This window comes from Ochrobactrum sp. AN78 (assembly GCF_029909885.1).
Classification (GTDB): domain Bacteria; phylum Pseudomonadota; class Alphaproteobacteria; order Rhizobiales; family Rhizobiaceae; genus Brucella; species Brucella quorumnocens.
The window spans coordinates 32,513-46,664 of the sequence record NZ_JASAMU010000014.1; the positions used below are offsets into that span (position 1 = coordinate 32,513).

The window sequence follows — 14,152 nt, forward strand, 5'->3', positions numbered from 1 at the left end:
GAGTTTCCCGCCTTTTCTTTTGTCTAAACCCTATCGGTACACGATACCGCCATCGGTAAGAATGGCCTGTCCAGTGATGTAATCTGAATCCGCGCTGGAGAGGAACGATACCAGCGAAGCCACATCTTCCGGCGTCTGGGCGCGGCCAAGTGCGATGCCCTCAACATACTTCTTATAGGTTTCTCCCTTTGGTGCGCCGGTCAGTTCTGAGAAGCGTTCGTCGATTTCGACCCACATGTCTGTTCCGACGATTCCAGGGCAATAGGCATTTACGGTGATGCCCGAGCTTGCGTATTCCTTCGCAGCCGCCTGCGTCAGTGCGCGCACGGCAAACTTGGTAGCCGAATAAACACCGAGCATAGCAAAGCCATCATGACCAGCGATCGACGAAGCATTAATGATTTTGCCTTTGTGTCCGCGGGCTTTGAATTTGGTTGCTGCTGCCTGAATGCCCCACAACACGCCTTCAATATTGATTTTCAGGATACGATCAACTTCTTCAGGCATGACATCAGAAATCGGCTGAACCTGCGCGATGCCTGCATTGTTGATAATGACATCAAACCCGCCCAGTTCTTTCTCGGCATAGTCGATTGCAGCATACACCTCATCGCGTTTGCTGACATCGGCGGAGAAGGTCGATGCCTTACGCCCAAGCGCTTCGACTTCCTTCTTAACTGCTTCAAGCTTGTCTGCTTTCAGGTCGACCAGTGCAATATCAAAGCCATCTTTGGCGAGACGGAGAGCGATGCCGCGTCCGATACCCTGTGCCGCACCTGTTACCAATGCAACCTTAGCTGTGTTTGACATGATGTGTCCTTTTCTGCTGTTAAGTGGGGGGGGGCGTTTATGCTCTTAACATCGGTATAAACCGCAAAGTTGTTACTGACCGATGACGTTAATAAGACAATTAGAGGTAGCTAACACCGGCTTCATTGATCGTGATCAAGTGTTCTCTGATTTGCACTCAAACCTTAGATTTAGCTTCTTAATGCCGACGTCAATCTATATACTGGATAAAAAATATCAACTTTTAGGCATGTCATGATCGTCCTCCGTCAATCTCTTGTTCAGAACGTTTTGGGTAAGCCGCACCGTCGTCGTTTTTTGCTTCTTTCAGTAGCAATGCTCTTCGGATTATCATTGCCTATTGCTGTTCATGCTAAAGATAAGGGCACGTTGCGGATTGCTCTTGCCACGAGCATCTCCAATCAGGCTGTTGAAATAGCCGTTGCTGAAGCAAAAGAGCAGGGATTGAATGTGGAATTGGTAGAGTTCAGCGACTGGAACACGCCAAACACTGCCGTTGCAGACAAGACAGTCGATGCCAATCTCTTCCAGCATATTCCCTATTTGAATTACACAAATTCGAATACAGGTAATGGACTCGTTCCCGTTGCACCGGCTTTCAGCACGCCATTCGGACTTTACTCCAAGAAATATTCAAAGCTTGCGGATCTCCCGGATAACGCCCAGATCGCCTTCTCTGGAGATGTGATCAACACAGGACGCTCTTTGCTTCTGTTGCAACAGGCAGGTTTTCTGGATCTCAAGCCCGGTAAAGATCAACGCGCCAGCCTTGAAGATGTATTGACCTGGAAGAAGCCACTTAAGATCGTGCAGCTGGATGGTCCGCAGATCGCACGATCATTGGATGATGTGGATGCTGCGGCAACTTACCCAACTTTTGCCAAGCTCGCGGGGCTGGAAGCATCATCAGGGCTGATATTCGAAAATGAACCGATTTATGCGTTTCAATTCGTGACACGTCCTGAATTGCGTGATGATCCTCGCTTGAAGCAATTTATTGAGATTTATCAGAACTCATCTGCAGTGAAAGCTAAGCTCCACGAACTTTATGGTGATATGGTTTCCTTCCCACGTTAGGCGCAGGTAGGACAATAAGCCCGCCATAAAAGCACACAAACGGAACACGCGGATTTTTCATGGTTATTTTGCCAAATAGACCATTGAAGCAATGACGTGGTTCAGTTAGAAACGGCTGGATTGAGGCTTTAAGCCTCCCAGCGATGCACCCGTAGCTCAGCTGGATAGAGTGCTGCCCTCCGAAGGCAGAGGTCACAGGTTCGAATCCTGTCGGGTGCGCCATAAAATCAATGACTTATAATTGCTTCTTCCACTGCTCACAGGTTCAGGTAAACCTAAAATTTTGAGGTAGAAGCCGCGCTATTCGTGAAGAATCACGACAATTCCAGCTATTTATAGGTGCTATTTAAGTGTCCTACGTTGTTTATCGTTAATGACGAGGGCACCCGCCTTGTCTCGTTACAAGACTCACGATCTATTACGCAGAAATTATACAGGACAAGGTGATATGGCTCAGAAAAGTGCAGTTAAAGCTCCAGCTATGATGGCTGTTGCAGGAGTAATATTCTTAATTGGTGGCTTTTATCTCCAGTTTAGCGCATCAGGGGTTTCTTCGGCTGATCAGATGCGTTGTGAGCAGAATGTCAAAAATCTCTACAAAGACAGTGCCGAGGCGCAACAAACACTGATGCCAACATGCAATGAGCCAGGCGTTGTTGCCATGATGGATGCAAAGGCAAACGGATCAGGCGCATTCGACGCAGCGGCAGCAATAGCTTCGGCTAATCAGTCTGAAATCGGTTCAGGCGCTTTGGGTTATGGGCTCATGGGCGTGGGCATCGCACTTTTGATTTCAGGACTTTTTGGCCTGTCTCGCGCTAGAAAGCTTGGCTAAAATCTATCAATAAATGCCAGCTGCACTTGAAGTCGGCATTTGACCACTGACTGTCAGGCGAGGCGGGTATGCGCAAAACGGGTTCCTGCCTTGGTTTGAATGTGCTTAAAGAAGGCACGAAGTTTATACGGGAGCTAAATGTGCATTCTTTAGGCAAGGTAGCCATAGCCAGTGCGATTGCTACTCTGATGGTTTCTCCTGCACTTGCGGATGCAAAGACGGATTCACTTCAACTCAGGAAATCCGTAGTTGAAGGGTTGTTTACCTATATCGAACTGGGTGAGAATTCTGACGGGCGTTCGAAGGCGCTCGGCATTGCGATGGAAGAGAAGGTGCAGGTACCTGTTGCCAAAGCACAGTATGAATGGCAGGAAATTGCGAAGAATAGCTCCGATGCTGGCGCATATGAGGCGTATAAGATGTGCGATACAGCAGCCAGTTCGCTTCAGAATATTGTGAAGATCATTGCAGGTTACATCAAAAGCGACAGCACTCAAGAGCCGGAATATGATTCCGCTCTGACCAAACTGGGTGCTGATCTTACCGAGTGCGAAAAGGCGCTCGATGTGCAGCTGACCTTCTAATCATTGATACAAGATATATTGGTAGCGGCGCTCGAATTGCGAACGCCGCCATTTAAAAAATTATTTCAGGTCAGCGAGAATATGGTCATAGACCTTGCAGGCGCTTTCAGGATCTGTTGTGAGCTGCGACTGCGCACCGGAAAGCTTCTGTGCTACTTCGGACGCTTTCTGTGGATCCTTGGCAGCGAGTTCCTGCATCTTCGTGGCAAACTCTGTTGCCTTTGCACTTACTTCTTCAGCTGTGCAAGCGAGCGAAGGTGAAGCAGCGGCCATTACAACAGTGATGGCAAGAAGGTATGCTTTCATTGTTCGTTCCTCGTGACTAGTCAAAGTTATATTAGACAATCCCGTATAATGGCCTGAATATAAAAGTGAAATAAGCTGAAAATCACATAGTATGTGCGAGATTAACAATAAACCTGCGATCATCCATCGGGATGCGCTATGAGGGTTGTGCGAATATTCGGATACCTCAATATCCATCAGAAAGAGAGTAAATCTAAATAGATCAAAATAATTGTCGATACTCGACTATTCAGCTTTGTTTCGTTTTTAATATCTGACTTTTGCGCTTATTGAGCATCTATTAATTAAGCGTATGAGGAGATGATATGCGTCATATTCCAACAGCTATTGCCGGTTTTATTGGCTTAGCCATTTTGAGTGTCATTCTAGGGTCCTGGTATACTGTCGATGAAGGTGAACGAGGCGTTATTCTCCGTTATGGAGCAGTTGCTGGCGTTGCCCAGCCGGGACTTGGCTTCAAGATTCCCTTGATTGACTCCGTAGTCCGGGTTTCTGTGCAGTCCAAGGCCGCAATTTATAACGGTATGGAAGCTTATAGCCGGGATCAGCAGCCTGCCACGATGAACCTTTCGGTAAATTACCGTATTCCGCCAGATCGTGTGGAAGAAGTCTATGCCACCTATGGTGGCGAAGATGGGCTCTTGTCTCGTCTGGTGGAGCGTCGCGTATTTGAAGAAAGTAAAACGGTTTTTGGTCGCTTTGCTGCCATGACGGCTATCCAGGAACGTGGTCGGCTTAATCAGGAAATCGCAGATGCGATCCAGAAGAGTGTGAGCGGTCCAGTCATTATCGACAGCGTACAGATCGAAAACATCGATTTTTCTGATGCATATGAAGCAAGCATCGAGCAGCGTATGCTGGCCGAAGTGGAAGTTCAGCGCCTTCGCCAGAATGCTGAGCGTGAAAAAGTACAGGCAGAAATCACCGTTACGCAGGCCAATGCGCAGGCAGATGCACGGCGTGCCGATGCTCAAGCACAGGCTGATTCCGTACGTTTGCAGGCACAGGCCGATGCAGAAGCAATTCGCTTGAAGGGTGACGCAGAGGCACAGGCTATCAAAGCACGCGGTGATGCATTGCGGGACAATCCAGGTCTGGTGTCTCTCACGCAAGCTGAGCGGTGGAATGGCCAGCTACCGACGACCATGCTGCCGAACGGTTCAATCCCTATGCTGAATATCACGCAAGAATAATTCGACATTTGATACGTTGGCGGGTCGAAAGGCCCGCCATTTTTGCGAACATAAGTCAACGGGAACGGCGAATCGGAAGTTTCACGTTCACATTATCTAATTAATCTATATGACTAATAATAAACGAAACTTCGTTTCCAAACATTCTTCTCTTGAGAGAAGAATGGCGCGAGTGACGGGGCTCGAACCCGCGACCTCCGGCGTGACAGGCCGGCACTCTAACCAACTGAGCTACACCCGCGCATTGTTCTGATGTTTTTCAATCAGGAACGCTGCTCATGTATTCGGGAAGTGGAGCAGCGTCAATCGTTTCTACGCTTAAGACCATAAAAAAGTTCGGATAATTCTAATTTAGGTCTGCATTTGTGGAAAACACCTGAAATCCGCTCCCTCAGGTCACGGGTAAATGATCATCTGGTACTGAATTTAAGCAAAAGCGGCACCCCAAAGTGTGTGCCGCTTAAATGAGATTCGCTGCTACTTGACGGATTCGCCGGTCTTAGGATCGATTTTGATTTCGACCTTCGCGCCATTCTTCATGAAATATTCGATTTCATAATAGCCGCGATCATTCCAATCGACTTCATCGATATATTGCACATCGGCGGTCTGTTCGATCTTGGCAATGATTTCAGAGAGCTTTGCACCCTCTGGAGCCGCGGCGAAAGCGCCGGCAGAAGTTGCTGTGAGAAGAATGGCTGCGAGCATGGTGCGCATGAAGAACTCCCTTCGATTGATATAGTTTCTAGGTAAAGCCTGAAACGCACATATCAAGGTGGTGCTTCGCCAAAGACTCTTATTGCCACGAGCCAAAGTGTGTCTGCAAAAAGCAGCCAAACACGAGGAAGGCCAATATGGCCAGGGCGATCAAGAGTATTTTCATTTTTTGATCATCCGCATTGTTCAGATCACATACAAGAAAACTGTATGTGATCTGAACCTGTCAGATTGATCGGTTTCAGGAAATGATTTCGATCAACGGTTACGATTATCGACCGAAAATGCGCCAGCACCGGTCGCTACCAGTGTCAGGAATACGAAGCAGAAAAGAATGGCTGCATCGCCGCCATTGGCGACAGGGAAGAAGCTCTTTGGGAAGTGTGCCATGAAATATGCAAAGGCCATATGGCCTGAAAGAATAAAGGCGACGGGACGTGTGAACCAGCCCAGGAAAATCAACGCGCCGCCAACAATTTCCAGCAGCGCAGATGCAAGCTGAATAGCAGACAGGCTGTCAGGGCCCGCGATTGGGAAGCTGAACGCCTTCTGTGTCCCGTGCTCAAAATAGAGCAGCGCGGTCACGATACGTAGGATGCCAATAGCATAGGGTTGATATTTATTGAGCGAGCTTGGTTCTGCCATCAGTTTCTCCAAATATGAGTTTTAAGTTCAACAAACTCATGAAGCCAGAAATGTGGGAAAATGCAAGCAGTCGCTAATTTTTAATCCGCGCAAACCTATCTAGCGACAGCGAGATTGACTGAGTTTCACCTCAAACTGGCGAGGTCCAACCATTCCATTTTTCATCGGTTTGGGGACAATATTCGCTCTGAGAGAACAAGGTCCGGCAATGATCTGATATTGATCTTCCTTCTGATAGATTACTTTGCTTATCGGATACTGCGGAAGCGCGGCTGCGGCGGCCTCAATGACAGCGGTTAGCTCTTTTGCACGTTGATAGTTCGGAGCAAGTGCTGCTTGTGAACTGGTGGTGATGAGAAGCAGGGAGAGAGTGCCGAGAGCTAATTTCAGTCGCGCCATGGTGTTCTCCGTCTATAACAGCATGAAAATAAATGGAGCGGGTAGCGGGAATCGAACCCGCGCATTCAGCTTGGGAAGCTAGCAGGCTACCATTACATCATACCCGCCCAGTATAACCTATCCTAGCAAGACGCAGGTCAGCACGCCAGTGCTGTTGGAATACTAGCGCCGCAATCTTATCCTTATCGGTTCCAATCATTAATAGGCGTAAGAAGATTTCATCGCGGTTCCCATTGATATCCGTAAATCCGTCGCCATTTGCGGTACTCAATATTTAAACCGAAATTTCCAACAGGTACCTATGGCCACATCTTCCAAGCGCCGAGCATTGCTGATCGTCAATCCAAAAGCCCGCAACGGCAAAGGGTTCAATGCCGACATGCGCGGGATACTCGAGCGCGGCGGCATTTCTCTCATTGAGAAGACTGCGAAGGGGGATGAAACCATTTCTGATGTCATCCGTTCCAATAGCGAAGTCGATTTGGTGATTGTCGGTGGCGGCGACGGTACATTGAACGCAGCCGCACCTGGCCTCGTCGAAACGAAGGTGCCGCTTGCCATATTGCCGCTTGGCACGGCGAACGACTTTGCTCGCACAATCGGCATTCCCGCCGACCCCACAGAAGCCACGCGGCAGCTGCTCACTTATGAACAGCATCCCATCGATCTTGGTGAAGTGAATGGCCACCTCTATTTCAATGTGGCGAGCATCGGCTTTAGTGCTGAACTCGCGCAGAAACTGAGTGCTGAGGCCAAGAAAAAGTGGGGTAAACTCGGCTACGCCATTGCGGCTGGCCGTATTCTGATGCGTTCAGAGTTGTTCACTGCCTATCTCGAACATGATGGCATTACAGAGCAGATAAAGACGCTGCAAGTTTCGGTCGGAAATGGCAAGTTTTACGGCGGCGGCATGGCCGTCGAAAAAGATGCAGCCATAGACGACGGCAAGCTCGACTTTTATAGCCTCGAAGTTGACCATTGGTGGAAATTGTTGCGTCTGTTACCCAGTTTGCGTCAGGGAACACAGTCAAAGTGGGACGACGTTCGTGCATTTCCCACGACTGAAGTTATCATTCGCACCAAGAAGCCAAGGCCAGTAAACACAGACGGTGAACTTTCAACCTGGACCCCAGCTCACTTTCGCCTGCATCGTGAAGCGGTCAACGCTTACAGGCCATTCTCATTCTGATAAAAAATGGCCCGCTCTTTAAAGAACGGGCCCAATTCATGACGTTAGGTGACTGGCTCGGAGGTCAAAAGAGCCATAGATGAAACGGGCGAGGAGCCCAATCGTTCCATCATCAGAAGAAAAAGTACCAGATAAACAGAACAGCGATGAATGGTACGCCGAGAAGCCAAAGGATTAGTGCACGGAACATATTGTCTCTCCTTCATGTTGTAATTTCAACGATCTGGCAGGAAATTGGTTCCCATAATGATTATGTTCACAACTGCTTCGGTTCGACTCATTTCAGGGGATTTGCAAAAACTTTAATGATCCGTCAATAATTCAGTGACATCACTAATTTCTAAAAGATACGATCGGCCTTACGGTCATAGTTAGTGTATTGCGGGCGTGTGGCGTATGAGTTCAAACGGGTGGCGAAACCGTGCTAAGAATGCAGATCTATCGATGATGCGTCAAAAGCGCGGATCGACTGCTATGTTGACATTCATGGCGCTGGCTGTGGTTTTGGCGGGTTGCGCAAGCGCCCCGCAGCCGAAATCGTCGAAGAAAAAGCACCCCAAAGAATATTTTGCCGAATCCAAATATGGCGTGAAAGCCAGCCCACGTGTCACCAACCTTCAAGGCAAGCCATTGCCACGTGGTGGTGGCCGCGATCAGGTCGGTAAACCTTATCAGGTCAAGGGCCGCTGGTATTATCCAAAAGAAAACAAGAATTACGCCTCAACGGGTCGTGCTTCCTGGTATGGCAGTGCTTTCCACGGTCGGTTGACCGCCAATGGCGAAATCTATGACATGACGCATCTGACGGCAGCGCATCCAACGATGCCGCTGCCAAGTTATGCGCGTGTCACCAACACTTACAACGGCAGTTCAATTATCGTTCGAGTGAATGATCGTGGGCCATTCGAGCGTGATCGCGTGATTGATCTATCGCAGAAGGCTGCTGAGTTGCTGGATTATCAGCATCACGGCACGGCCGATGTGAAGGTTGAATATGTAGGGCGTGCGCCTCTTGATGGACAGGACGATGCGTATCTGATGGCATCCTATCGTCCAGGAAATGGGGATCCGATTGGACAGCCAGCGACCGGCGTCATGATGGCCATGAATGCGCCAACGCCGACACCAGCCGGAATTGCGGCGATGCCGGTTCCACCGTCTTCTCCATTTGAGGTCAATCCGGCTTATGGCGATGGCGAGACACCGTTGCTTCCTGCAAATGTTCCGGTTCCTTCACAGCGACCAGCTGGCAGTTTCGGCGTTGCGACTGCGGCTCGTATTGGCGGGCTTGGTTATGCTTCCGACCGTATGGCAGCCTCTGCCTTCGCCGAAGAGCGCACCTATGGCAGTATCTTGACCGCAAGTGCGGTTTCGGACGCCTGGAAGCGTAGAAATGCAGAAGAACAGCGTGAATATGTCGAGATCGGTGTTTTTAACTCGCTGGACGATGTGACGAAACTGGAAAAATCTCTGCCGCGCACTGCACGTGTGACACGCACCAAGATACCTACGGAGCAGGGCGACGTTTATGAGCTGACGGCATTTGCCGAAAAGGGCAATAACGACGATTTGCTTCGTGCGGCGTGGAAAGTCGGAGCAACAGACGCCTTTGTTGTTCGTGCCGACTGATTTTGGCCGGAAAGGCTGCATAGGCTCGTCGGAAGTTTAAAGCATTTCCAGCAATAGTGTGGAGCGATTTTGCGTAAGATAATGCTTTAAAACAGATAGATAGAGCAATTTCCACGATTCAATATTAACTGGAATCGCTCTAAGCGGACGGGTGAATCATGGGGCTTTCTTCAAATAGCGTAAGGCTTGCGGCAGCATTTTCCGTTGCGGCTTCAATGACCGTGCCGGGATATGCGCAGACTGTGCAAGCTGCATTCGCTACGAAGGCTCCCCAAGTCCTGTTACTGGACGATAAGAGCGGCACCGTCCTTTTATCCAAAAATCCGGACATGAAAGTGCCACCCGCGTCGCTTGCCAAGTTGATGACGGCTGAAGTTGTCTTTGAAGCACTTGAAAAAGGCCAGACGACGCTCGAAACCAGCTACCCTGTCACTGAGTATGCGTGGCGCACCGGCGGTGCACCTTCTGGCACGTCAACGATGTTTGCTAAGATCAAGTCGACGCCAACGGTTGCTGATCTGCTGCAAGGCATGATTGTGCAGGCTGCAAATGACGGTGCCATCATTCTCGCTGAAGGGCTGTCTGGCAGCGAAGTGGCTTTCGCGCAAAAGATGAATGAGCGTGCGAAAGATTTGGGCCTCATAGGCTCGAATTTCGTGAACGCGACCGGACTGCCCGCCGAAGGACAAACGGTAACGCTGTCCGATCTCATAAAACTCGCGCGCCATATTCATAGCGCTCATCCCGAACGTTACGTCTATTATGCCCAGCCGGCATTCACTTGGAACAACATCATGCAGCGCAATCGCAACCCGCTTTTGCGGCTTGATATTGGCGCAGACGGCATGGGAACGGGCTACACTGAAGCATCCGGTTATGCTTTGGTCGCCTCTGCAGAACAGAACGGACGCAGGCTGTTTCTTGCAATGAGTGGTTTGACCAGCATCAAAGAACGCGAGGAAGAAGCAAAGAAACTTATCCAATGGGGGATGACTTCATTCGATACTATAAGTATTTATTCGGCTAACGAAGAGATCAGCACTGCGCAGGTTTTCGGCGGCTCCGCCTCCAGCGTTTCTCTGAAAGTTAAAGACGATGTTGAACTGCTGCTTCCAAAGGAAGGGCGCGACAAGCTCAAAGCACGTATTTCATACGAGGGGCCGTTAAACGCTCCCATCGAGACAGACACGCAAGTTGGAACTTTGCGGTTCGAACTCAATGGGAATGTAGTACAGCAAATGCCGCTCTATACCGCTCAATCGGTTTCGGTTGGCACTCTCTCACAGCGAGCAATGGGCGCAGCGCTGGAGCTTTCCACGGGTTGGCTAAGGAAATATCTCTAAACCCTCCTCGACCTCACGCGCAAACGCCGATAAACAATAGAGAGCTTGTTTTAAGCTGAACTCAATTTTGCGGAAGCCAGTGTGACCGGATTGTTTATTACATTCGAGGGTGGGGAAGGTGCGGGTAAATCAACCCAGATTGCCTTGCTGGCGGAGCATCTGCGTAGCCTTGGTTTTGATCCGCTGATCACGCGTGAACCCGGTGGTTCTGCGGGTGCTGAAGCAGTTCGTCACGTGATTCTGAGTGGTAATGCCGAAAGCTACGGTCCTGCAATGGAAGCGCTGCTTTTCGCGGCTGCTCGAGCTGATCATGTCGACCAGCTGATCCGTCCGGCATTATCTGAAGGTCGCGTTGTGCTTTGTGACCGTTTCATCGATTCGAGCCGTGCCTATCAGGGCGTGACAGGAAATCTCAATGCCACTTATATGGCTGCTATCGAACGTATTGCTATCGATGGTGCAATGCCAGATCTTACGATCATTCTTGATATTCCTGCAGAAAAAGGTCTTTCTCGCGCAGTGAAGCGTCGAGGGACTGACATTGCCGATCGTTTCGAGAAAGAAGCCATTGCCGTGCACGAAGCCCGGCGTCAGGCGTTTCTAGAAATTGCGAATGCCGAACCCGATCGCTGTATGGTGGTCAACGCCGACCGTTCACAGGATGAGATATCAGCCGATATCGTAGCCATTGCAGACGAAATTTTGAAGAAAAAGGGACTTCTGTGATCGAAGAACTTGATGTCCCAAAAGCCCATGATTCCATTGAAGGCGTAGCTGAACCATCTGCCAGTGATTATCTCACCGGTCATGGCGAAGTAGTAGCTTTCCTGGCACAGGCCTATCGTGAAGGTCGTATGCATCATGCGCTGCTTTTTGAGGGCGCTCAGGGTGTTGGCAAGGCGACACTGGCCTTTCATCTCGCAGGCCACATGCTTGCGTTTGGAGATCAGACCTTTGCACCTGAAACGATCGGAATGCCTGATTTCAGCAAACCACTCTGGCGACAGATCGCAGGTGGTATGCATCCGGCCGTGTTGCATATTAATCGGCCCTTCGATCAGAAAACCGGCAAGTTCAGGACTGGTATTCCTGTAGAGGAAATTCGTCGCGTCACTCATTTTCTGACCCGCACGGCATCGGACGGCGCATGGCGAATTGTCATTGTCGATCCTGCCGATGATATGAACCGTAATGCTGCGAATGCGCTTCTCAAAACTCTGGAGGAGCCACCGGCACGCGCGATGTTCATTCTGATATCGCATTCGTCGGGACGGCTTCTGCCAACCATCCGTTCACGCTGCCAGAGCATCCAGTTTAAGCCTCTCGGAGATGATGCGCTTACAGATGCATTGGAGCACATTGGACCTAGCGTCGGGCTTGATGCCGACGGCATCACACAATCGCTTCTGACTCGCTCTGAAGGCAGCGTGCGCAAGGCGCTGCTTCTCGTGGCCCATGGAGGCCTTGAAATATCGAATGCCGTTGATGCCATATTGCAGGGGCAGGCGTTTGATCTTCCAAAAGCTCAAACGCTTTCAGGTGTTCTGAATGGGCGTGAGGCAGAAGTTCAATATGAACTGTTCCGTGATTACCTCATGGGCCGGATTGCAGACGAAGCTCGACGCTATGCAGATTCGGGTCAGTTGCGTGAAGCCGATCAGTGGTCGCGTTTCTGGAGCGAACTTGTTCGTGAAATTTCGAATGCCGAGACCTATAATCTCGACCGGAAGCAGGCAGTTATGATCCTTTTGGAAAAAACGCATCGCGCTTTTCGATCTGGCACGCCTCCGCTTACGTGACATGATGCTTCACTTGCGTTATGTCACCGCTAACGTTTTTTAAACATCACACTTGAAGAAGCCGGATTTCTGATGAGCCGCGAAAAATTCTATATCACCACCGCAATCGCTTACCCAAATGGCAAGCCGCATATCGGTCATGCTTATGAATTGATTGCGACTGATGCCATGGCGCGTTTCCAGCGTCTGGATGGCAAGGATGTTCACTTCCTGACCGGCTCGGACGAACACGGCATTAAGATGCTGCAGAGTGCGCGTAAGGAAGGCATTGCGCCACGCGAACTCGCAGATCGCAACACAGCTGCTTTCCAGCGCATGGGCGAGTTTCTGAACAGCTCGCACGACGATTATATTCGCACCTCCGAAGAGCGCCATTACAAGGCCAGTCAGGCAATCTGGCAGGCAATGGCCGCCAATGGCGATATCTATAAAGGCGGCTATGCGGGCTGGTATTCGGTTCGTGACGAAGCCTATTATGGCGAAGAGGAAACGGAAGTCCGTGCGGATAATGTTCGCTACGGTCCTCAGGGCACCCCTCTTGAGTGGGTTGAAGAAGAAAGCTACTTCTTCCGTCTGTCCAATTATCAGGACAAGCTTCTTGAACTTTACGAAAAGAATCCCGGCTTTATCATGCCTGCGGAACGTCGCAACGAGATCGTGAGCTTCGTAAAGTCTGGTCTGAAAGACCTTTCGATTTCGCGCACGACATTCGACTGGGGTATTCCGGTTCCGGGTGATGAAAAGCACGTCATGTATGTCTGGGTTGACGCCCTGACGAATTACATCACGGCAGTTGGATATCCTGATACAACCGATGAAAAGTGGGGCTACTGGCCTGCCGATGCTCATATCATCGGTAAGGACATTTCGCGGTTCCATGCAGTCTACTGGCCAGCATTCCTGATGTCGGCGGGAGTTCCGCTGCCAAAGCGCGTGTTTGCGCATGGCTTCCTGTTCAACCGCGGTGAAAAGATGTCGAAGTCGCTTGGCAACGTCATCGATCCGTTTGAACTGGTAGAGCGTTATGGTCTTGATCAGCTGCGCTACTTCCTGATGCGTGAAGTACCATTTGGTCAGGATGGCAGCTACAGCCATGATGCGATCGTCAATCGCACCAATGCCGATCTTGCCAACGATCTGGGCAATCTTGCACAGCGCTCGCTGTCGATGATTGCCAAGAACTGCGAAGGCAAGGTTCCTGTTCCTGGTGAGTTTTCGGATGCTGACACGGCTATTCTGGATCAGGCCGATGCGGCACTGGAAACTGCGCGTAAGGCAGTCGGTGATCAGGCGCTGCATATTGCTCTTGGTGCAATTTTTGCCGTGGTTGCGGAAGCAAACCGTTACTTTGCGGGACAGGAGCCGTGGGCACTGCGCAAGACTGATCCTGCGCGTATGGGTACGGTGCTTTATGTAACCGCGGAAGTGATCCGCCGCGTCGGCATCATGGTGCAGCCGTTCATTCCGCAGTCGGCTGAAAAGCTCCTCGATACTCTGGCAATCCCGGCAGATAAGCGTCAGTTCTCTGACGTAACTGCAAGCCCGCTTGTCGGTGGAGCCGAACTACCAGCACCACAGCCGGTCTTCCCGCGCTTTGTGGAAGCGGAAGAGCAGAACTGAGCTGAA

Annotated in this window: 15 protein-coding genes and 3 tRNA genes; 11 read left to right on the forward strand and 7 right to left on the reverse strand. The window is 50.3% G+C overall.

Going from position 1 to position 14,152, the window contains the following annotated elements:
• Positions 1-30: 30 nt before the first annotated feature.
• Positions 31-810, reverse strand: a complete 780-nt coding sequence (locus tag QBD00_RS20280; RefSeq protein WP_318580383.1) for an acetoin reductase — start codon at positions 808-810, stop codon at positions 31-33.
• A 234-nt stretch (positions 811-1,044) separates the two neighbouring features.
• Between QBD00_RS20280 and QBD00_RS20285 the strand changes: the two genes are divergently transcribed.
• The 4 genes from QBD00_RS20285 (at position 1,045) to QBD00_RS20300 (ending at position 3,306) form a co-directional block, all read left to right on the forward strand.
• Positions 1,045-1,887 carry a MetQ/NlpA family ABC transporter substrate-binding protein gene (locus tag QBD00_RS20285; protein ID WP_318580384.1) on the forward strand — a complete coding sequence of 281 codons (843 nt, stop codon included), beginning with the start codon at positions 1,045-1,047 and terminating at the stop codon, positions 1,885-1,887.
• A gap of 145 nt (positions 1,888-2,032) precedes the next feature.
• Positions 2,033-2,109 (forward strand) — tRNA-Arg (locus QBD00_RS20290).
• A gap of 169 nt (positions 2,110-2,278) precedes the next feature.
• Positions 2,279-2,722 (forward strand): hypothetical protein, encoded by a 444-nt coding sequence (locus QBD00_RS20295; RefSeq protein WP_318580385.1) that lies wholly within the window; start codon positions 2,279-2,281, stop codon positions 2,720-2,722.
• A gap of 68 nt (positions 2,723-2,790) precedes the next feature.
• Positions 2,791-3,306: a hypothetical protein gene (locus QBD00_RS20300; protein WP_318580386.1), complete on the forward strand. Its 516-nt coding sequence runs from the start codon at positions 2,791-2,793 to the stop codon at positions 3,304-3,306.
• A gap of 60 nt (positions 3,307-3,366) precedes the next feature.
• On the opposite strand, the gene QBD00_RS20305 is transcribed toward QBD00_RS20300, so the two are convergent.
• Positions 3,367-3,612, reverse strand: coding sequence for a hypothetical protein (locus QBD00_RS20305; RefSeq protein ID WP_318580387.1), 246 nt, complete (start codon positions 3,610-3,612; stop codon positions 3,367-3,369).
• A 305-nt stretch (positions 3,613-3,917) separates the two neighbouring features.
• Between QBD00_RS20305 and QBD00_RS20310 the strand changes: the two genes are divergently transcribed.
• Complete coding sequence (locus tag QBD00_RS20310) at positions 3,918-4,805, forward strand: prohibitin family protein (RefSeq protein WP_264231016.1); 888 nt, start codon at positions 3,918-3,920, stop codon at positions 4,803-4,805.
• Positions 4,806-4,969: 164 nt separating this feature from the next.
• Here the strand turns inward: QBD00_RS20310 and QBD00_RS20315 are convergent.
• The 5 genes from QBD00_RS20315 to QBD00_RS20335 form a co-directional block, all read right to left on the reverse strand.
• A tRNA-Asp gene (locus QBD00_RS20315) sits at positions 4,970-5,046 on the reverse strand.
• A 236-nt stretch (positions 5,047-5,282) separates the two neighbouring features.
• On the reverse strand, positions 5,283-5,522 hold the full coding sequence (locus QBD00_RS20320; protein ID WP_095446611.1) for a PepSY domain-containing protein: 240 nt from the start codon (positions 5,520-5,522) through the stop codon (positions 5,283-5,285).
• A gap of 258 nt (positions 5,523-5,780) precedes the next feature.
• The gene (locus QBD00_RS20325; protein WP_095446612.1) at positions 5,781-6,167 is read right to left on the reverse strand and encodes a DoxX family protein; all 387 of its coding nucleotides are present in this window, start codon (positions 6,165-6,167) and stop codon (positions 5,781-5,783) included.
• Positions 6,168-6,266: 99 nt separating this feature from the next.
• Complete coding sequence (locus QBD00_RS20330; RefSeq protein WP_318580388.1) at positions 6,267-6,566, reverse strand: hypothetical protein; 300 nt, start codon at positions 6,564-6,566, stop codon at positions 6,267-6,269.
• Between the two features lie 33 nt (positions 6,567-6,599).
• A tRNA-Gly gene (locus tag QBD00_RS20335) sits at positions 6,600-6,673 on the reverse strand.
• A gap of 194 nt (positions 6,674-6,867) precedes the next feature.
• On the opposite strand from QBD00_RS20335, the gene QBD00_RS20340 reads away from it, so the two are divergent.
• From QBD00_RS20340 to metG, 6 genes are all read left to right on the forward strand, one after another.
• On the forward strand, positions 6,868-7,755 hold the full coding sequence (locus QBD00_RS20340) for a lipid kinase (RefSeq protein ID WP_151094915.1): 888 nt from the start codon (positions 6,868-6,870) through the stop codon (positions 7,753-7,755).
• A gap of 444 nt (positions 7,756-8,199) precedes the next feature.
• Positions 8,200-9,384, forward strand: coding sequence for a septal ring lytic transglycosylase RlpA family protein (locus QBD00_RS20345; protein WP_264231017.1), 1,185 nt, complete (start codon positions 8,200-8,202; stop codon positions 9,382-9,384).
• A 215-nt stretch (positions 9,385-9,599) separates the two neighbouring features.
• Positions 9,600-10,727, forward strand: coding sequence for a D-alanyl-D-alanine carboxypeptidase family protein (locus QBD00_RS20350; RefSeq protein ID WP_412535051.1), 1,128 nt, complete (start codon positions 9,600-9,602; stop codon positions 10,725-10,727).
• An 81-nt stretch (positions 10,728-10,808) separates the two neighbouring features.
• Positions 10,809-11,453, forward strand: coding sequence for a dTMP kinase (tmk, locus tag QBD00_RS20355; protein ID WP_318580390.1), 645 nt, complete (start codon positions 10,809-10,811; stop codon positions 11,451-11,453).
• Positions 11,450-12,526, forward strand: a complete 1,077-nt coding sequence (locus tag QBD00_RS20360) for a DNA polymerase III subunit delta' (RefSeq protein ID WP_318580391.1) — start codon at positions 11,450-11,452, stop codon at positions 12,524-12,526. Before tmk ends, QBD00_RS20360 begins: the two co-directional genes overlap by 4 nt.
• Before the next feature lie 72 nt (positions 12,527-12,598).
• A complete protein-coding gene (gene metG, locus QBD00_RS20365) occupies positions 12,599-14,146 on the forward strand; it encodes a methionine--tRNA ligase (RefSeq protein ID WP_318580392.1) in 1,548 nt (515 codons plus the stop codon).
• The last annotated feature ends 6 nt before the right edge of the window (positions 14,147-14,152 follow it).